Annotated in this window: 21 protein-coding genes; 3 read left to right on the top strand and 18 right to left on the bottom strand. The window is 37.7% G+C overall.

The window, feature by feature from the left end; genetic code table 11:
* Window positions 1-45 precede the first annotated feature (45 nt).
* Window positions 46-918: a glycoside hydrolase family 73 protein gene (locus tag LG276_RS04425; RefSeq protein WP_404293646.1), complete on the top strand. Its 873-nt coding sequence runs from the start codon at window positions 46-48 to the stop codon at window positions 916-918.
* Between the two features lie 164 nt (window positions 919-1,082).
* On the opposite strand, the gene LG276_RS04420 is transcribed toward LG276_RS04425, so the two are convergent.
* The 15 genes from LG276_RS04420 to LG276_RS04350 all read right to left on the bottom strand — a co-directional run bounded on the left by LG276_RS04420 (window position 1,083) and on the right by LG276_RS04350 (window position 15,737).
* On the bottom strand, window positions 1,083-2,246 hold the full coding sequence (locus LG276_RS04420) for a Ger(x)C family spore germination protein (protein ID WP_251162756.1): 1,164 nt from the start codon (window positions 2,244-2,246) through the stop codon (window positions 1,083-1,085).
* A complete protein-coding gene (locus LG276_RS04415; RefSeq protein ID WP_251162757.1) occupies window positions 2,243-3,685 on the bottom strand; it encodes a spore germination protein in 1,443 nt (480 codons plus the stop codon). The genes LG276_RS04420 and LG276_RS04415 overlap by 4 nt, the downstream gene beginning before the upstream one ends.
* Complete coding sequence (locus LG276_RS04410; RefSeq protein ID WP_251162758.1) at window positions 3,663-4,763, bottom strand: endospore germination permease; 1,101 nt, start codon at window positions 4,761-4,763, stop codon at window positions 3,663-3,665. The genes LG276_RS04415 and LG276_RS04410 overlap by 23 nt, the downstream gene beginning before the upstream one ends.
* 356 nt (window positions 4,764-5,119) lie before the next feature.
* Entirely contained in the window at window positions 5,120-5,287 is a 168-nt protein-coding gene (locus LG276_RS04405; RefSeq protein ID WP_251162759.1) for a hypothetical protein, read from the bottom strand.
* A gap of 90 nt (window positions 5,288-5,377) precedes the next feature.
* On the bottom strand, window positions 5,378-5,695 hold the full coding sequence (locus LG276_RS04400) for a hypothetical protein (RefSeq protein ID WP_224934524.1): 318 nt from the start codon (window positions 5,693-5,695) through the stop codon (window positions 5,378-5,380).
* A gap of 300 nt (window positions 5,696-5,995) precedes the next feature.
* On the bottom strand, window positions 5,996-6,874 hold the full coding sequence (locus LG276_RS04395; protein ID WP_224934522.1) for a hypothetical protein: 879 nt from the start codon (window positions 6,872-6,874) through the stop codon (window positions 5,996-5,998).
* Between the two features lie 13 nt (window positions 6,875-6,887).
* A complete protein-coding gene (locus tag LG276_RS04390) occupies window positions 6,888-7,838 on the bottom strand; it encodes a hypothetical protein (protein ID WP_251166490.1) in 951 nt (316 codons plus the stop codon).
* Window positions 7,831-8,706, bottom strand: coding sequence for an ABC transporter permease (locus tag LG276_RS04385; RefSeq protein WP_251162761.1), 876 nt, complete (start codon window positions 8,704-8,706; stop codon window positions 7,831-7,833). The genes LG276_RS04390 and LG276_RS04385 overlap by 8 nt, the downstream gene beginning before the upstream one ends.
* Entirely contained in the window at window positions 8,696-9,343 is a 648-nt protein-coding gene (locus LG276_RS04380) for a cell division ATP-binding protein FtsE (protein WP_251162762.1), read from the bottom strand. The genes LG276_RS04385 and LG276_RS04380 overlap by 11 nt, the downstream gene beginning before the upstream one ends.
* A gap of 2 nt (window positions 9,344-9,345) precedes the next feature.
* Window positions 9,346-9,954, bottom strand: coding sequence for a hypothetical protein (locus tag LG276_RS04375; RefSeq protein ID WP_251162763.1), 609 nt, complete (start codon window positions 9,952-9,954; stop codon window positions 9,346-9,348).
* Window positions 9,951-10,586 (bottom strand): phosphate starvation-inducible protein PhoH, encoded by a 636-nt coding sequence (locus tag LG276_RS04370; protein WP_251162764.1) that lies wholly within the window; start codon window positions 10,584-10,586, stop codon window positions 9,951-9,953. The genes LG276_RS04375 and LG276_RS04370 overlap by 4 nt, the downstream gene beginning before the upstream one ends.
* A 3-nt stretch (window positions 10,587-10,589) precedes the next feature.
* Window positions 10,590-11,384: an ABC transporter ATP-binding protein gene (locus LG276_RS04365; protein ID WP_251162765.1), complete on the bottom strand. Its 795-nt coding sequence runs from the start codon at window positions 11,382-11,384 to the stop codon at window positions 10,590-10,592.
* Entirely contained in the window at window positions 11,381-13,069 is a 1,689-nt protein-coding gene (locus LG276_RS04360) for a dipeptide/oligopeptide/nickel ABC transporter permease/ATP-binding protein (RefSeq protein ID WP_251162766.1), read from the bottom strand. Before LG276_RS04360 ends, LG276_RS04365 begins: the two co-directional genes overlap by 4 nt.
* A complete protein-coding gene (locus LG276_RS04355) occupies window positions 13,062-14,075 on the bottom strand; it encodes an ABC transporter permease (protein WP_251162767.1) in 1,014 nt (337 codons plus the stop codon). Before LG276_RS04355 ends, LG276_RS04360 begins: the two co-directional genes overlap by 8 nt.
* Before the next feature lie 15 nt (window positions 14,076-14,090).
* A complete protein-coding gene (locus tag LG276_RS04350; RefSeq protein WP_251162768.1) occupies window positions 14,091-15,737 on the bottom strand; it encodes an ABC transporter substrate-binding protein in 1,647 nt (548 codons plus the stop codon).
* A 564-nt stretch (window positions 15,738-16,301) separates the two neighbouring features.
* On the opposite strand from LG276_RS04350, the gene LG276_RS04345 reads away from it, so the two are divergent.
* A complete protein-coding gene (locus LG276_RS04345; protein WP_251162769.1) occupies window positions 16,302-16,607 on the top strand; it encodes a putative quinol monooxygenase in 306 nt (101 codons plus the stop codon).
* 87 nt (window positions 16,608-16,694) lie between these two features.
* On the opposite strand, the gene LG276_RS04340 is transcribed toward LG276_RS04345, so the two are convergent.
* Window positions 16,695-18,188 carry an FAD-dependent monooxygenase gene (locus tag LG276_RS04340; RefSeq protein WP_251162770.1) on the bottom strand — a complete coding sequence of 498 codons (1,494 nt, stop codon included), beginning with the start codon at window positions 18,186-18,188 and terminating at the stop codon, window positions 16,695-16,697.
* A 182-nt stretch (window positions 18,189-18,370) separates the two neighbouring features.
* Here LG276_RS04340 and LG276_RS04335 point away from each other — a divergent pair, with 182 nt between their 5' ends.
* Window positions 18,371-18,502, top strand: a complete 132-nt coding sequence (locus LG276_RS04335) for a hypothetical protein (RefSeq protein WP_281202863.1) — start codon at window positions 18,371-18,373, stop codon at window positions 18,500-18,502.
* A gap of 10 nt (window positions 18,503-18,512) precedes the next feature.
* Here the strand turns inward: LG276_RS04335 and LG276_RS04330 are convergent, their stop codons facing one another.
* Both LG276_RS04330 and LG276_RS04325 read right to left on the bottom strand, forming a co-directional pair.
* Window positions 18,513-19,358: a GNAT family N-acetyltransferase gene (locus LG276_RS04330; RefSeq protein ID WP_251162771.1), complete on the bottom strand. Its 846-nt coding sequence runs from the start codon at window positions 19,356-19,358 to the stop codon at window positions 18,513-18,515.
* Window position 19,359: 1 nt separating this feature from the next.
* Window positions 19,360-19,908, bottom strand: coding sequence for a GNAT family N-acetyltransferase (locus LG276_RS04325; protein WP_251162772.1), 549 nt, complete (start codon window positions 19,906-19,908; stop codon window positions 19,360-19,362).
* Window positions 19,909-20,013: the final 105 nt, after the last annotated feature.

The raw sequence follows: 20,013 nt of genomic DNA, 5'->3' as shown, positions 1-20,013 counted from the left end.
CAAGTTATATTAGTAGAAAGTAATATGGAATAAGGGGACATTCGAATGAAAAAGAGCAAGTGGATTTTATTTACACTCGTTTTGTTTATAGTGGGCATCTACTTTATCGCTGTGAATAAAGAAAAAAGTATCTCCATTGACCAAACAGGACAAGTTCAAGCAGTTGTTGATGAAACGAGTCGTGGGAAAGCTCAAGTTGATTGGCGCTATGTTTCAGCTATGGCAGAAGTGAAGTATGGCATTGAAGAAATAAGTGATGAGGAAATAAGACAACTGACAAATCAATTTATTACCGAAGAAAATGATGATTTTAAAATAAAAGAGATTGATAGAGTTTTAACCGAAAATGAGTACAGCCAAGAAGAAAAAGAAGAAGTGAAAAATTACTATAATCAATTAACAGATCAAATTGAAGCAGCAGACAATAATAACCTAAAAAAAATGCAACGAAACTTTATCAATGAGATTGAAGCAATTGCAATAGAAAACTATGAAACCTATCGTATCCTCCCATCAATTACGATTGCTCAAGCCATTCTTGAATCCGATTGGGGTAGATCAACCCTCTCATCCGAATATAATAACTACTTTGGCATCAAGAGCCATAATTGGGACGGAGAATCAGTAAACCTTGAGACGAAAGAGTACTATGATGAAACCATTGAGGATGCTTTTAGGGTATATGATCAAATGGAGGATTCCGTAAAAGATCACGGAGAGTTCTTAGCCACTCACGATCGCTACAAAAAAAATGGGCTATTCAATGGCACAACTTATATGGAGCAAGCAGTAGCATTACAAGACGCTGGATACAGTACAATTGAAAATGAACAAGGTGAAAAAATCTATAGCGACCAATTGGCGCAGATTATTCAGCAACACCAATTGCAATTGATTGACAGTAAAGTATATCAATGAAAAGTCCATTGAAAAAATGGATGGACGACAACTACAAATTCGTAAACTAAACAATCTATATCAGGTGTACGAATAAATATTGAAAAAACTCCCTTATAAGTAGCATCTTTACGATCCCTGTCTACTTATAGGGGAGCCAATCTACTTAAGTTTTAACCAGGTTCTTAATCTGTCTTCCCTCTTTCTTTTACTTCTTCAAACCGTTTGTTTTTAAATGCACTTGCATGTTGAATTGTTACATCAGCATTTACTGCTACTTCACTTTTTTCTAAGTAATTCTCTTTGTCCTTTTCCCAACTTTCAAAGTCATTACGATAGAGAATATGCCCAAGGTCAAGAATGTCCACACCTTCCTCTACCCCTAATTGGAAAAGATCTTTAATTTCTTTCGTAAAATTTTTCTTTGTTTCCGCAAGTAATTTGTTATATTTTTGGTCATTCACTTTATTCCCTATACTCGCTTTCACATCCAGTTGAACTTCAAATTGATATTTCCCACCCTCACTACCCAGCAACTTTTTCTTCGTTTTAATATTATCAATAATAATAATCGTATCCTGATTCTCACCATCTGGGACTTTTAATGAAGCTCTTTTTGTACCTGCGGACGTCCACCTAATTCCTTTGATTGCATCTAAACTAAAAAAACCTTTATAGTTCATTTCTTTAAAGAAAAAAGCTCCACTATAAGTCAACTTAGGTTCCTTCTTTTGATTATTCTCCCACTGATTTTCAGTAATCGTAATGCCTGGTAAAAATGTTGTCTTTCCGGGCTCAAATAACTCTCTAAAAAATTGATACAGCTTGATTGGTCTAATCATTGTACTTTGTTTACTTGATCTATCTGGATGGTGTAGTAATGTTTCAAGAGACGATTGTTTAAATAACCCTAGAGTTGACAGCACTTTATCAAGTGGATCCTTTGTAGCAAAAATCCACGGTGTGAGCCGGTACTCATAATACCTCGTTAATTCATCTAATACATGATTTAATCCTCGCTTTAAAATAGATTCACTAACAACAATCGTGGAGATATGAGAGAAAATAATGACTTCCTGTTCCGATTTATATAGTTCAAAATACGCATCTAATAACGTTTTACCTGAAGATGTAGATACATATGTTTGCGCTTGACTTTTTTCTCCCTCAGTTTTTGCAACAGAATCGAGACCCACCAATTGAACATATAATTGGTATTTCCCATCTTTAAAATCCACACCCAAGGCTGTCGCAAAATTAAGGTTCTGGATTTCTTTCATGTCAGACTCACATGCTACACATGTTAAGAGGAGAACGAAACATAGTATGAAGTTTACGACTCTTTTCATTTTCTATTTCTCCTTATGTTTACAATGCCACTCACTTTTTTATTTATGCGAATTGGATCGACCAAAAATGCAAATCGAAACTCGCTTAAATTCAAGGAAGTCACCGGCTCCAAATAAGCCACTTTGAATGACTCTAGTCTTGCTAAGTAAATCACTATACTAATTAGGCTAAGAGCAAAACCGTAAACACCTAAAAAGGTAGAAAACAACATCGTATATATCCTTAAAATGGTCACTGTGCCGGTAAGAGATTGATTTACTAGTGTAAAAGTAGCGACAGCCGCGACAGCGAAAACAACTAGCAGTGTGGGAGAAGCAAGTCCCGCTCTTATTGCAGCATCTCCAATGATAATACCTCCTACAATTGATATGGTTTGTCCTAATGCAGTCGGCATCCGTACACCTGCTTCTCTTAACAGTTCAAATAACATTAGAATTAAAAAGGACTCTAACGGTAATGAAAATGGCAGACCATGCCGGGAAATAACAATCGTTGCTATTAAAGGATAGGGCAATTGATCAATATTGATATTAGATATAGCAAGGAAAAAGGAGGGAACAAAAATAGCTATAAATAAACAAACCACTCTTAGTAACCTTTGGAAAGCTACGATATAATATGGAAAATGGATATCTTCAGGAGATTTAAGCATTCCAAATAAATTCATCGGTCCAATAAGCACAGTCGGTGATCCTTCGACAATGATAACTAATCGCCCTCTTAACAAACATTCTGAGGCAAAGTCTGGCCTGGTGGTGTATTCTAATAGTGGAAAGACAGAAAATGTTTTATCTGAAATCCATTGTTCCAATTGGCCAGCGCTAATGAGACTTTCCACATCTACGTTTTCTATCCTTCTCCTCACTTCTTCTATTATATTTTTCTTTGCTTTCCCCTCTAAATAGACCAACACAGTTTTTGTTTCTGTTTCTCTCCCAATTTGAAAGACTTCACTCTTTAACTTTTCCGTTCTGATTCTCTTTCTAATAAGAGCCAAGTTCGTATGGAGTTCTTCTGTAAATCCGTCTCTTGCCCCCTTTAACGATACTTCTGTTTGTGAATCCTCTGGTGTTCGATGAGGAATTTGAGCGATATCAATGGCAAAATAATTTCTTCTTCCATATACATAGAAGATGACATATCCTGTTAATAAATGATTCACCATATCCTTTGTTTGATGAATCTTCATAAATGTAGGCCATTGCGATAAGACTTCTTTTGAGCGATATCCATCATTCAAATAGGTCACAATCGCATGTACATATCGATTATATTGTTCTCTACTAATCATTCCATCAACAAATAAAGTGAGTACATTTTGATTTGTAATTAAGTGAATATCTGATGCTTGATTAAAAAATGCCTCTAAATTCTTCGTTTCCAGCTTTCCGGCATCTAAGAGTTTATCTAATTGTTTATATCGACTTTCCACGGTCATACTCTTTTTCACCCTTTCGGCTAGGAAGATAGCTAACGAACAATAAAATAAGGGTCATAAACACCCCAAAAGATAGGGCAACCTTGTAAAAATAATGTTTAATGATATGAAAAACAATGATATCGCTCGTCTGTAAGGAAACGATGCCATATAAGATAAGGGCTGTTAAAGTGATAAGAATAACCTTCCACCACTTTTTTTGAACATGGAGTATTTCCGGAATAAGAAATAAACAAAGTGAGACTCTGATGGTTACACCACTTAATAATTGAAACACCGCTAAAGCATCCACATGGGATATTAAATCCCCAATTGATACCAGTCTCCATTGTTCAAATGCAGGAAACCGCATATTAGCAGCCATACTCGGACCAAATGATGTTAATGAACCAATGGTTGGTCCCATAATAAGTATCGTTAATACAGTTAATAACAACATTAAATACCAGTATGGTATCTTCTTTTCAAAATAGTGATGAATGATAAAGAAGATAAGTAAATCCACACTCCCACCTAGCACGATGATTACACCTTCAATAACAGAAGCGTCTTTATCAGCAAATAACGGCAATAAGTAGGAATAATCTTTTTCCTCTAAAGTCGCAATCGCGACAAACATACCTAAGCCCCATACAAAAGGCAAGAGAATGGTCGAAGTATAGATGATCGTTTTGATTCCTGAACTCGCTGCCCACACACATAACAAAATGAAGGGTAAAGCGACAATCCATATAGGTGTAAATGGCAAGAAAAAAATATGCACTGATTGGATTAAATCAAAAAATGAAACAAGACCAGCAACACTAAAATACAAGAGAAACAAACTCATAATACTATAAGCAACAAAATTACCTACTCTCTTTTTCAACCATATAAAGGTATGTTCGCCTTCCTTGTTTTTAGATAAAATAAGCTGATACAGAAATATCCAAACAAACATAATACCGTAGGCGATTAATACACTTAACCAAGCATCTCGTTTAGCTAAACCCAACAAATGGGGTAAAATGAGCACATGATTAGATATGCCTATAAATAAAATAATGATAAAAGCAAGTTGAAGGCGAGAAAACTTCATTGATCCACCCTCTCTATCTCCCATAAGATATTGGTATTATTTGTTTAATCGGCTAGCTTATTCCTATTAACTTAAATTAATATTTAGTTGGAAGTTACCTGTTTTTTTGGGGGTTTAATTGTTTATTCACAAAAATACTGGAGTTAAATTGCAGAGTAGGGGTCGAAACAGAAGGCTAAATGCAGCAATAAATGAAATTACTTATGTGGCCGAAGGAAGTGATTTTTGAATCAGGACACGCGCAAACTACATTTGCAACGCTTTCGTTTCTGTTTTCGGATTTGTGTATGACTCGCTATTTCCTCTTGCTTCGCTCTCATTTTGGTTTACTTATTTGAGTGAATCGCTATCACCTTTTACTGCGCTCTCGTTTCGGTTTGCTCATCTGAGTGACTCGCTATCGCCTTTTGCTTCGCTCTCATTTTGCTTTGCTCATCTGAGTGACTCGCTATTTCCTTTTCCTGCGCTCTCATTTCAGTTTGCTCTTCTGAGTGACCCGCTATCGCCTTTTGCTTCCCTCTCATTTTGCTTTGCTCATCTGAGTGACTCGCTCTCCCCTTTTGCTTCCCTCTCGTTTTGGTTTGCTCTTCTGAGTGACTCGCTATCGCCTTTTACTACGCTCTCGTTTCGGTTTGCTCATCTGAGTGACTCGCTCTCCCCTTTTGCTTCCCTCTCGTTTCGGTTTGCTCATCTGAGTGACTCGCTCTCCCCTTTTGCTTCCCTCTCATTTTGCTTTGCCCATCTGAGTGACTCGCTATCGCCTTTTGCTTCCCTCTCGTTTTGGTTTGCTCATCTGAGTGACTCGCTCTTCCCTTTTGCTGCGCTCTCATTTTGCTTTGCTCATCTGAGTGACTCGCTCTTCCCTTTTGCTGCGCTCTCATTTTGCTTTGCTCATCTGAGTGACTCGCTATCGCCTTTTGCTTCGCTCTCATTTTGCTTTGCTCATCTGAGTGACTCGCTCTCCTCTTTTGCTTCGCTCTCGTTTGAATTTTTTCTTCTGAGTGACATGCAACTTTCTTCTACTCGCCTTTCAATCTCTTTCTTCATTTTGAATAATGCGTATGCGTATATCTTAAATACCCATCTCTAACTTGTGTGAACAAATGATAAGAACGACTTACTATCTGTTAAATTCTTCAAATATTACTAATTTATCGCCACCTCTAAACAAATAAAAAACCGTAACAGAAACGTTTAATCAGTTTCTTGTTACGGTTATATTTCCTCTCTAACTAGTTCCTTTTCTTCATATACAAACCGACAACGATAAAAACGACAACAACAACTAATCCGATAAACAACCAATTGGCATAATGATTACCTTTCTCTTCTTCCACTACTTCAGCTGTTTCTTTCTTACTCTCTTCATCAATAGAAGATGTTTCTTCCTCCACTACTTGTTCTTGTACAGGCGGGTCTTCAGATATAGATAAGAACTGGGCCACCTCTTCACCGTTATCATGAGGGTCTTCCATTAATAATGAAGTTGTCACATACATTCCTTCCCAAACAGTAGGATCAACAGATGGTGCATCTACATATGGATGAGCAGCAAGTATGATTGTTTCATCACCTATTTGAATATGATATTGGTGAGTATCTTTCCCATCAACACTTATCTCTTTTTGTTCGACAGCTTCAACTTGACCAACTGGCCCTTCTGTAAAGCCAGCCTCCTCTATTAACGAACTTCCATGTTCACTAATAAACATAGCAAATGCTTCTCTTGTTAAGCTCTCAGAACCATTTTCAATTGCCAGTTCACCTGCAAAAAAAGCTTCATTTACATCAGCAAATGTCGCGTTCCCCTTGAGTGAAGAGATCCATCCTTTTTCCACTACTTGTTGGACCGTATTTTCCCCTTCAAGGTGGTAATATGCTGCGACAAACTCGGCCAATTCTTCCATCGCCAAACTGTCATTTGGTCTGAAAGTGGCAGTTTCGTCTTGGCTATTCGTCATCCCTAAAGCGGTAATAAACAATATCTCACCTTTTGCCTCTGTATAATTTAAATCATTATAAGCATTATCAGCATTCATCACATGTGCATGAGCTTGTGACGTTATCAGTATAAATAACACCGCACATATACTGACGATTTTCTTCCACATCTCTTTTCTCTCCTTATTTGGTTTGTAATTGTAGATAACCATCTTTTTGTGTAAGATATGGTTGTTCCACGCCATCTAAGTTTTTTAAAGTTTCATAGGATAAGGTAAATGGAATCAATTCTTCCAATAACTCTTTCGGTAAGAAAAATCCATTATAAAAACCTTCTTCTAATATCAAGCTTGCTGATTGCCCATCCTTATTCTGTAAGACTTGCCCGATTAAAATGACATGTCCCTCTGGACGCTCATACACCATATACACATGATCCGCCCGAAAATAATAGGATAAGTCACTTTCAGTATTTAACCATTCTCCCGACAATCGGTACGTACCATCAGGTTGAGCCACTACCCAATGAGTCAACTCCTCATTAATTCGCTTATTATCGCGCTCAATACCGGCAATAATATGATCCTCTATTTCAGCCGTCCAATCGATATCTAGATAGTTAGCGATCTGTTCTAATCCTAACCCTTCATTTTCCGCTAAATAAGTCGCTCTAGCTTGGATATTTTTCTCGATCATCCCTAACAACTCTTGATGTCCTTCTAACGCATCCTTTGCTGCCTCTAGTTGCTTAAACGACAGATAGAGTGTATTTAATTCCTCTAAATACGCATCAATCTGCTGTTCTATCAGCCAATAATTCCCTTGAATATCAACTATATCTTCACCATTTTCAGTCATAGCTAGCCATGTATCTAGACCAACATCACTATAAAATTGCAGCTGATCAACGGCTAGTCCTTGATCTTGCTTAAATGCTGTTTCTAGTGATTCCACCTGTGGCTCTAGTGCAGCTATTTCCTTCTCTGTTGCCTTCATCTCATCCTTTAGCTTATCAATCGTTGATTCGTCATAGACAATGGCAAGAAAGTCAGCAAAAGCGCCTGTCAAGTGAGCATAAACAGGAAGTGCGAGTCCCATAACAAGCATAATAATAAGTATGACTTTTTTAAACATCACGAATCAACTTTCTTGTTGCAAGAAAACTTGCCCCAATGCCAATCACTATACTTACAATACATTGCAAACTAAAAACAATGAGCCGATTAGAGCTATCTAACTGTATTAAAAAAGGCACAGCTTGTTCAATTGGATGTAAGACAAGTTCAAATAGAGCAAAGGTAGAGAAAAGGCTCAAGATACCACCCACTAACCCTAATAAAAACCCTTCAATTAAGAATTGGAATCTCACATGAGCAGGATTCGCTCCTACTAATAGCTTTACACGAATTTCTTTTTCTCTTTGATATAGTGCTAGATGAAAGGCAATGTAGGCAACCATACAAGCAATGATTAAAAGTATGATAGCAATGATACTACCATATGTTTCAACTTTCTTGATCCACCCGTACAGTGTCTGAGCCATCTCTTGTGGATAGATGACCTCTGCAATGCCCTGCATACCATCTAAAGACCGAGCCACTTCCTCTATTAGACTTGCATCTGTCACATGGACTTTAATAGCATCATTCATCGCCCCGTTCGTAAAGGAATCCAACAAATGCTCTCTATTCATAAAAAAATGTGAGAGACCAGCTAACACTTCATCACCTGATTCTACTTTGACAGATTGAATAAAATCATTCTCTACAAGCACATAAGATAGTTGTTCGGTATCATACCCTTCCTCCACGTACACCTTCATTGAGATTTGCGACTCCACATAAGTGATAGTATCTTCTAGAGCAAGCCTCATTAAAAGCAGACAACCGATTAAAGTGACAGCTACAAAGATAAGAATAATAGATGCAAGCGATGCACCTTTATTGCGCTTCAGTCCAGATTGGACATCGTCCCATATATAGCGGAGTGACTCAAAGCTCATAAACCTTACCTCCCTCAATCACCCATGACTTCTCATTCATTTGTTGAATCAGTTGTTCAGAGTGAGTGATGACCAACATAGATACACCTTCTTCTTCATGTAGCTCTTTTAACAAGGTTAATATTTCGAGAGAAGTTTCTCTGTCAAGATTACCAGTTGGTTCATCAGCTAGAATGAGCTTTGGTTTATTCAATAAGGCACGAACAACAGCTGTGCGTTGTTGCTGCCCTCCTGATAATTGCTTCGGAAAATGGTGGAGATGGTTTGCCAGTCCTACTCTTGTTAGTAGACGAACTGCTTCGTATTCTACATCCTTTTGTGGTTTTCCTAAAACCTTTCCTGCGAGCATGACATTTTCTAACACTGTCTTTCGCTCTAATAATTCAAAGGATTGGAAAACTACACCCATTTTTCTCCTTAGTTCATATTTCTTCATTTGTCCAATCTCTTGCCCATTAATCAGAATGTCTCCGCTATCTCTCTCTATTTCTCTGTAAAGTAATTTAATTAACGTACTTTTTCCAGATCCAGATTTCCCTTTTAAAAATGCGAACTCATTCGATTGAAGCCGAAATTGGACATCCTGTAAAACCTTTCTGTCTCCATAACTCTTTGATACACGATTTAATACAATCACGATTAAATCTTACCTTCCTCAAGCCAAGGAAGAAATCCCCTTAAAAACCGTTCTGTTGCCGGCATAAAATAAGAACCGTAATGATAATCAGGATCGAGCGTCGTATTAATCCATGTTCCTTTTGAACTTACTTTATCAATATAAAATACCGCTCCACCATCTTCTGTCGCTACTAATACTTCACTGCCTTCGGGTGGCCAGTACACACCGTGTTGATGCCATGTTGCATCAGATAATGTTAAATAATTTTTGAATAGATCATGGTTTTCTCCTGTTAATACAAGACCGCTATTCGCATCTTTCTCTAACCACCACCAAAAATTCGTAATTCTGAACTCCCAATCATGTTTAGGTAACCAATCAAAGCCTTGCGGACCAAACGTCACAACAATCCCACCGTGATCTGCATAAGCATGAATTTTTTCGACATTTTCCTTTAAGAGTCCTAAATGAGTTTGTGATGGAATGAGCAAAACATCGATATCTTCAAACGATGCCTCTGCTAATTCTCTAATAGGGATTAATTGATGGAAATGTTTAGCGAACTCAGACGTTTTGTATGTGCGGTGGTGCTGTGAACTTCCTCCATAAACAACAGCAATCTTTCTCATGATTGTACCCCCTGAATGGTTTTACTATATTCCTCTTCTACCCATTTTCTTAATTGCGGAGAAATGCGTGACGTAGTTTTCTCTAGATCATTACTTCCCATATAGCCGAATAAATCAAAGCCTACATGAACAAGAATCGTCCCGTTTGTACTATTTCGATCGATATATGTAATCGGTTCTTTTCCATCTAATGTAAGAAGCACCTCTGCCCCTTCTGGTAACGGATGATGACCGCGAGCAAAAAATCCAGCAACTCCTTTATTAAAAGTCATATCATCCTCTAGTACTCCTTCAAAAATCGGGTGACCTGATTCAATTTTGACTGCATAATCTTGAAAACTCTTAATCTCCTTCGGCACAAACGGGCGGCCGCCTGGTAACCAATCAGTGACTAGATTGCCTGAGAATATGACAATTTTCCCCTCATCTAAAAATGATGAAATTATGTCCTTATGCTCTAATAAAAAGTCCTGATCACACATACCCCCAATAACTAAACATGCATAAGGAGTGAAGTCTGTATATGGTAACTGGTAAATATCTACATGTGTAAAGCCAGTTGAATCTTGATTTTCTAAACGAGTTTGGGCAAAAACACCACCAGCGTTTAATGAGATAAATTGAATAGTCATTTTTTAACCTCCATGATTTTCTAATATTAATAACGCTTCTATTAAAGTTTTCGTATAAGGATGTACTGGATTCATAATGACATCTAACGTTTCTCCAGTTTCAACGATTTCTCCATTTTTTAAAACAATCAATCGATCGCAAAAGTCACGTGTTAACGCAATATCATGTGTAATAAATAAATAGGATGTACCTTCTTGTTGATTCATCCTTTTCATTAACCTAATTAAATCCAGGCGTAAAGATGTATCTAGCATAGAGGTCGGCTCGTCAGCTAATATCAGTTTCGGTTTACACACAAATGCTCTTGCTAACCCCACTCTTTGTCTTTCTCCACCGGATAATTCATGTGGATAACGATTCATATAATAGTCTGGGTCGAGATTCACACTACGAAGGGCCTCTTTAACCAATTGGGTTCTTTGCTCAAGATTACCCTTTTCAATTTGTAAAATATGTAGGGACTCTCCAACAATCTCATGAATCTTCATTCGGCTCGACAATGCCTCATATGGATCTTGAAAAACCATTTGAATATCTCTCGCTAATTGACGTCGTACTTTCGCCTTCATTTTAGTTAGGTCATCACCAGAAAAAAGAATTTCTCCACTATCTGCTGTTTCTAAGCCACTTATTATACGACCAATCGTGCTCTTGCCTGCCCCACTTGCACCAATCAAACCGACAATTTCCCCTTCCTTCATGGAAAAAGAGACATCGGATAATACTTTCGTTTGCAAGGAAGATGAGAGATAGAATGATTTCTTTAAAGAATTAATGCGTAATAAATCCGCACTCATCGGCTCACCTCCACTGTTTCTTTCTTCGGATATAGCGTTGGTATACTATCGATTAATACTCTTGTATAAGGGTTTGTGGATAACTTAGATAACTCAACAGACGGTCCTTCTTCTACCTTTTGCCCTTCCTTCATAATCATAAGTCGATCCGTCACACTCAAAACGGAAGGAAGGTCATGGGAGATATAAATCATTGAAATACCTAACTCTTTTTGTAGTTTGCGTAATAATTGCACAATCTCTACCTGGACAATGACATCAAGTCCTGTTGTTGGTTCATCTGCAATAACGAGTTTGGGCTTATTAATTAAAGCCATCGCGATGATTACTCTCTGCTTCATTCCACCTGATAATTCATGCGGATAGGCGAAGCGCCATTTCTCATCCAAACCAACCTGTTGTAACACTTCAATAACACGCACATCCATTTCTTTGTTACTTAATTGATAATGCGCTCTGACGGCTTCATGCAACTGCTTATCAATACGAATAACCGGATTTAGTGCATTCATGGCCGCTTGTGCAATATAGCCAATCTCCTTCCCGCGCATTTGTCTAAGCCCTTCATCATCAAAATGCTGTACGAGGTTACCTTCAAAGTAAATCTCACCTGACTCTTTCGCCGGTCTCTTTAATTGTTGAATAATCGCTGTAGCAATGGTTGACTTGCCACTTCCTGACTCACCAACAATACCTAGCACTTCACCATTTTTAACTACGAAACTAACATCATCAACAACAGAGCGATAATCACCTGATTTTGGATATGCAACTGTAAGACTCTCAACAGACAGCAGAATACCTTTTGAAGATTGATGTTCTTTTGTTTTGACAGGTTGTTTCTTCCTTTTTTCTCTTACAGAATAATCGCCTAAACGTGGATTGAATCTTTCTTCTAAGTAGTAGCCCATCAATGAAAAGGCTAAAACAACAATCACGATACATACGCCTGGAGGAATAATCCACCACACCCAAGCTTCTGTTAAAAAAGCACTTCGGCTATTCGCATAAAATAAAATACTTCCCCAACTCTTTGTTAACGGATCACCCATTCCTAAAAAGCTTAAAGACGATTCCATTAAAATAGCAGCATTCACTCCTGTTACGAACTGAGGAATAAAAATTGGTACCACGCCAGGTAAAATATGTTTATAAAATATATAAAAGTGGCTTGCGCCCATTGTTTTTGCTGCTAAAACAGGGCCAGTATGTTTGATAGAAAGGGTTTGTGCGCGAATTTGTCTCGCTTTACCTGCCCACATAACTAATGTAATAACAAACACTAAAGTAAAAATCCCAGCTCCCATATAAACTGCTACAACAATCATTAACGGCAGGAAAGGTAAGGTAAGAACGATATCTATTATTCGTAATACTACTGTTTCAAATCTACCGCCTATATATCCAGCTAACACACCTATTAAACCACCGATAAAAACTGCTAGAATAGCAGAGGCAATACCAATAAAGAGCGAAGTCCTAGCGCCAACAGCCAACTCCGCCAATATATCTTGCCCCATATCATTTGTACCTAATAGATGTTCAAGATTAGGAGATTGAAAGGGAGGTCCAGATGCTTTATAGGCATCGTAAGGAATAAGCATGGGTCCAAAAAGGGCAAATACCAACATGGCTGAGAATAAAACTAAACCCGTTAAGCCAATCCACTTTGTTGTTTTACGCATGAGTGATCTCCTCTCCCTTCTCTTCTTTCCTATTCCGCACACGCGGATCAAATAATGGATACGTTATATCGGCAATTAAATTGGCCAATATGACACCCATTGTTACAAGTAAAAAGACACCTTGTAGCATAGGGAAGTCTCTAGCCGTTACGCTTTCATACAACAAGCGGCCAATCCCAGGGTATGAATAGACCGTTTCAATGACAACCGCTCCACCAAGTAATGTTCCCACACTTAATGTGAACTGGGTGTAAATTGGTAACAAAGCATTTCTTAATGCATGCTTAAATACAAGTGCTCGTTTCTTAATTCCCTTCGCTTCAGCCACTGTCATATAATCTTGTCCTAATGATTCCAACATACTGGAGCGAGTGAGTAAATAATTAGAGCCGACTGTTGCTAACGTAATCGTAATCACGGGTAATATGGCATGGCTAACGACATCCTGGATGTAACCCCAAGTGGTACCATCCTGTACCATTGAAACCGCTCCGAAAGTAGGAAACCAACCAAGCTGGACAGCGAATATCGATAGAAACATCATCCCAATCCAAAAGCCAGGAATAGATTCCAATGTCAGCATGCCTGTTAATATGGTTAAATCACGTTTCTTCCCTCGGTTCCATGCCGAATATGCACCTGCACTTACACCAATTACAAGACTAAGAATTAAAGCCGTCCCTACTAACAATAATGTCCATGGAATTCGTTCTGCTAACACTTCGGTTACTGCCACACCATATTTTATTGAAGTGCCAAAATCTAAAGTGAAAACGCCTTTTAAGTACGTCCAATATTGCTCCCATAAAGACCCACCAAGGCCCAATGAATGTAGGGCCTCTTGTTTTTGTTCTGCTGTTAATTCATTGATTGTTGTTTCACCAAAGAAATATAATAACGGGTCACCCGGAGCGAGACGTGGCAAGGCAAAATTTATCGTTAAAGTAACAAATATCACTAATATATATTGGCCTATTTTGTTTTTCACCTTCGCCAAATGCTTCATTTTTATCTAACTTCCTTACTCTACTAATTGCACTGGTGTAGTGGAGGAAACTTCACGTGCTTCTTCAGGTAAAAAGCTGAATTTATTTATAATACCAAAGCCTAAAGACTCAACATATTGATCATATACATCGGCGTTATATGCATAGATTTCTTCTGGATAATAAAGGGCAATCGCAGTTGGTTGCTCATTATATAGTGTTTGCATATCAAAAGAGATTGCTTTACGATCTTCGATTGTAGTCGCGTTCATCCAGTTCGATACTAACTCATCCATTTCTGGATAAGGTAGATCTTTTGTCCAAAGATAAGAAGATCGATGAGACATAATGAACTGATCCGGGTCAGCTACACCATGAGGACCAATTAAACTTACATAAGAATCAAAGTCATCTTCAGATACAGCTGCTGTATAAGTTGTTGGATCCATTGTTTTCACTTCGAACTGAATGCCGATTTCTTTCATTTGAGTTTGTAACATTTCTGCTGTACGGATATATAATGGCTCTGCAGAAGAAACACTAATATCAAGTTTTAAGTTTTCTCCTTCTGGTGTTTCACGATAGCCATCATTATTGCTATCTTCATATCCAAGTTCATCTAGCATGTTGTTAGCTTCTTCTACATTGAATGGTGTTGATAATTCGGGATTTGTCCATGGTGAATCTGGATGCGGATACCCTTTTTCACCCGCTCTTCCTTGTCCTAAAAGAACTGTACTGACAATACTCTCACGATCAATGCCAAGAGAGATTGCTTGACGGAACTCCTCTGAGTTAAATGGTTCCATCTCATAATTCAATCCAAATTGTACGATTGATAGCGGCGATGTGCTTGCCAACTTCATAGAGTCTGTTTTTTGTAAAGTTTCTTGTAATTCAGCTGGTACAGTTCTTGTCGTTGTATCAATCTCACCAGATGTCAAAGCATTGAACATCGCTGTTGAATCTTTGATGATTGGCATACTCAACTTGTTCACAGTCGGTGCACCCATAAAATAATCAGTATTTGCCTCAAATTGATAGTATTGATCTGGTTCATATGCTGTTAATTTGAAAGGGCCTGTTCCAATAGCTAAATCCGTATGTTTCCGTGGATTCTCAACATTTTCCCAAATATGTTTTGGTAAGATTGGTAAATCGGCAAATGTGATGGTTGCCATTGAAGGACAAGCATAAGCGCATTTGAATTCTAATGTTTCCCCATCTTCTAAAATCTCAATAGTATCAACCTTTGGCACTTCACTTACATGGTGCGTATGACGGTTTGGTGGTCCATCACGGTAGTACTCATATGTAAACTTCACATCTTCAGCCGTAAAGTCTTCTCCATCATGCCACTTAATACCAGAACGAATTTTGACACGCCAAGTTGTATCATCTAACTGCTCTGCTGATTCTGCTAACCATGGTTGTGGCTCATCTACATAAGGGGATGGCGAAAATAATTTATCGTACACAAGATCTGTTAACCAATCCATGTTTCCTGTATAAATATTCAACGGACCTACATCACTTGGGACCCCGATTTTCAATTCCTCTACTTCTACATTATTTTTATCCTCGCTACTAGCCTTTCCTTCAGATGATGACTCACTAGAGCTGCATCCAGCGATAATCATTAGTACAGCAAGACTAATAAGACCTAATACTTTCTTAAACATCCTCCCTGTTTCCCCTCTCTTTTATATAAAATATATTAATATCATTTTTCAATAAGTAGATTATCATAGTTGAGAAAGATTATCAATATCATTTAAACGGAATAATATTCAATAAACCTTTTAAATATAGAGTTTTGTTGACTTTGTTTAAGAAAAACATTCTCAGTCGATTCTCAATTGGGAATTTTATCATTATAATTTTTTGGTTAATATTCAAAATATTGTTAAAATTAATTAGAGAAGGGATTCTTATTGAAGTAATCTAGGCGGAATTTGCTTAAAGTAGCGGTGCATTTCAATAGTAGATTGTACTATAAAGTTTTTTGATTAGTGGATAAACCTGATACTGAAACTCTTTATCATAATCAAGGATTCAAGTTCCTCTTTTTACACTTGATCTGTTTCATTTTCTGAAAGAATTCCCCATTTGCTCCTATTCTTTTTTACCTACATAAACCTCAGGAATTGCCAAAGATCAACACAAATATATTTCCAATCTTTTCAAGGGTTTTGTTTTATGAAGGCAGAACTATATGAAGTATGAGACGATTAGGAGGGATATACATGAACCAGTATAGTCAATTTACGAAATTTATGACGAAAGATAACCAAGGTGATGTATTAGTTGATCTTCTATTACAAGCATCTGAAGAAATGGAACGCCATCAGCCTTGTCAAATTTATCTTATCAATACGGCAAAAAAAGAGGAAAATATCGTTTATGTATATGAAGTGTGGTCGAGTAAAGAGGCCCATGAAGAGTCACTGACACTAGAATTTTTTCAAAACCTAATTAAGCGAGCGAAGCCAATTATTGTAAATATCGAAGTGGTCAGCACTTTTGAATTTGTTGCTGGAAAAGGGGTCTAACAATGATTTAATAAAATCACTATAGCCCCTCACCTTCTAGAAGCGTTAGGGGCTATACTATTTTCAATAAAACCTTTACCACGAGGATCAGATTCTCACATGCCATTTTTTAACGTATGCGTTGATTGCATCCACTCCCTCTTCACAAGCTACTGCCACATGACCATCAGGTCGAATCAGAAGGACTGTCCCCTCTTTTATACCGGCTTTTTCCACAATCTTTGAATATGGAAAAGAAGTAATAGGTATATCAACAGACTTTGTGTTAAATATTACATCTCCATATACATGAATTTGCCAGTTAAAAGACTGTAACAGATCATAGTTAGTACCAGTAGCAAATGCCACCCATGGTAGGCGATCCCCAGCAGCTACTTTTCCAACTTTACCAGTTGAGAGCATAGAATCACGATAATGAATCCGTATTTGTGAAACCACTTTGAATAACATCTTTCTAACAGCAGCAAACCTCGTCAATTTAGGAATGAGCGTAGGTAGCACAATACTTCGAATCATCTGATTCCCCCTGCCTTTACCGACCATGATGGAGAATAAGCGGTCAGTGGTTGAGACTAATGTTTTTGCAAAAGCCATTCTCTCCTCTTCATACGAGTCAAGAACACGCGAATCCATTCTTCCATCGATGACAGCACCCAATTTCCAGGAAAGATTGATTGCATCACCAATACCTGTGTTCATCCCCTGTCCACCTGCGGGGCTATGAACATGACCGGCATCACCAGCAATAAATATCCGCCCTTTACGAAAATGCTCACTCATACGATGATGGACTTTGTAAGTGGAAAACCAGTTTACTTTTGTTATCACAAGAGATAACTTTTCTTGTAAATACGGAGCTATATCGGAAAATTTTAATCCGTCCTTCTCTTTCAATAGTTCTGGGACAATACCAATCAAACGAAATGAACCGGTTGTACGAATAGGAAAAATAATACAAAATCCTCCGTCAAATAATCGCATCTGAAAACCATTTGTTTCATTTGATTCACAATAGACATCTGCTACATAAAAGAGTTGATCATAGGAACCTCCAATAAAATCAAAACCCAAAGCCTTTCGCACTGTGCTATGCGCACCATCACAACCGCAAACATATTGAAACACTTCATTTGACTTCTGCCCTTCCTTATTTAGAAGAGTACTTACCTCATTTTTACCTTCCGTGAAAGATTCTAGTTTTGTTTGCCATCCTACTTCCACACCATTTTCAGCAAGTAACTCAATGAGTATCTTTTCATGTTCATCTTGCGGCAAGCTTAAAATATATGGAAAGGGACTTTGCCCTTCCCCCATATTTTCCACATTCAATTTTGCTTTCCGTTTAACATTTTTGAAGAATTGTAAATGTTTCATTTTCATTCCTTTATCAATAACATTCTCAGCAATACCTAATTGTTCGTAAAATTCAAGAATCCTTGCCTGAACGACCATTGCTCTCGATTCCTCACCAGGTCCCTTATTCTTATCAATAATTTTACATGGAATGTTTTGTTTAGTCAGGCCTAATGCTAAAGCTAACCCCGTCGGACCTGCGCCTACAATTAACACTTGATTAATCACAAGTACTCCCTCACCTCACAATTTTTTTCTGAGATTGCTCAGAAAAACATCCCTAAAGTATATGTTAATGGGCCATTCTATGCTGCTGGGAGTAAAAGAAATAACTCCTTACACCCCCTACCTTTTTCACTATATATCTAAATTTATCCCATTATAAAATAGGTTAAAAAGGAGCAATCCATTTGTTCATTGCCGTAATAGGATTTATCATTATCATGGCTACGTTATTTTCTATGGAACGTAAATTAGCTAAATCTAATGAATTGCATGAAGAAATGATTGCGTTATTGAAGGAAAAGGAAAAGAAAGAATAACCTAAATTATTTATCCAAAAGCCTGCGAGGCAATGGCAAATAGTTGACCTGTTCTTGTTGGTATCTTATCTGAATGTAACATCATCATTGGTGGCTCATTGATCAACTCAAAACCGCCTGCTACTAGCAGGTCCTGCAACTCGTTTTGTTGTGATAAAATATCTATCCTAACGCCCGTTCCTTCTCTTTTCTTAAGCTGACTGATGATTTGAAATGCTGACTGGGTATCTGGTGCAATGATGGGACCAAGAATCGTATAAACTGGACCAAAAATTGAAAGACCATACCCGGTTATCTTCCCTTCCTTACTTTTAAGGACTAGGCAATCTTTACTTTGCCTGATTCGCTCCGAGAGAAAATTTGTTCGATTAGCACCAAAGGCTTTCTCATCTAGGGCAACCACTTCTTGAAAATCCTTTTGCTGAAATGGCACCACTTGTGGCGAGGATATAAGCGTATGATTGTTTAAAAAATGAGTTGGCGCAATCAATTTCTTTACTGCCCCTGCTATTTGGAAACCGATTTTTTCATACACTGGCCTCCCATTGGCAGTTGCGATTAATTGAATGATTGTTTGCTCATCTACTTGGCCAATACATTCCTTCATTAAGGCCATTGCTAACCCCTTTCCTCGGTACTCCTCCTGAACAATCACCATACCAATCGAAGCAGTCTTCTCCCCGTATGGAATAATTGCTGCAGACGACACTACCTCACTAGCCTCATTTTTATGTCCAAAAACCTTACTTGAATTTAAAATAGTCGTTACTTCAGCTTGATCATAATCCCAGCCAACAGATTGTGATAGTCGGATGATGCCATCAATGTCTTGGTGGGTCAACATGTGTAGTTTCATATTATCTTGTCATCCATTCATTTTTTAATAAGGAAAAAATAATAGCATCATGTGACTCTCCATTCTGATAGAGATATTGTCTCAGTATGCCTTCTTGCTGAAATCTGAAACGATTAAGCAATTCAATCGAAGCTTTATTTTGAGGAAAAGTAATTGCACCAATACGATTTAATTGTAATGTTTCAAATGTGTATTGTAATACCTTTTCTACAGTCTCACTTGCTATCCCTTTTCTCCAAAAATCTGGATGGAGCTCATAACCGATTTCTGCTCTAGACTGGCCTCTATTTAATAAGTTAAGGCCAACTGTACCAATTAGTTTGTCAGAATCTTTCAGTACGATCGCCCATCTGATTCCCCGCTGCTTCTGAAAAGTCTCCTGCATGAGTTTAATCATATTTACTGCTTGGTTATAATCCGTTAAAGTATCCATACCATAAAATCTCGTCACTTTTTCATTCGATAAAACCGCATAATATTCCCAAGCATATACTTCTTTTACTTCTAATAATTTTAAACGACTTGTTTCTAACTCAGGAAATCCTTCCATTACCATACCACCTTTCATTAAAGGTCAGACCTAACATAGAACCGAAATGTAAACCGCATGCAATGAAGCTTGAGCCTTTGGCAGTTAATAACGCCCCATCCTGTA

Source organism: Cytobacillus kochii (genome assembly GCF_044790165.1).
GTDB classification, from domain to species: Bacteria; Bacillota; Bacilli; order Bacillales; family Cytobacillaceae; genus Cytobacillus; species Cytobacillus kochii.
This window is presented reverse-complemented; position numbering and strand designations above follow the sequence as displayed.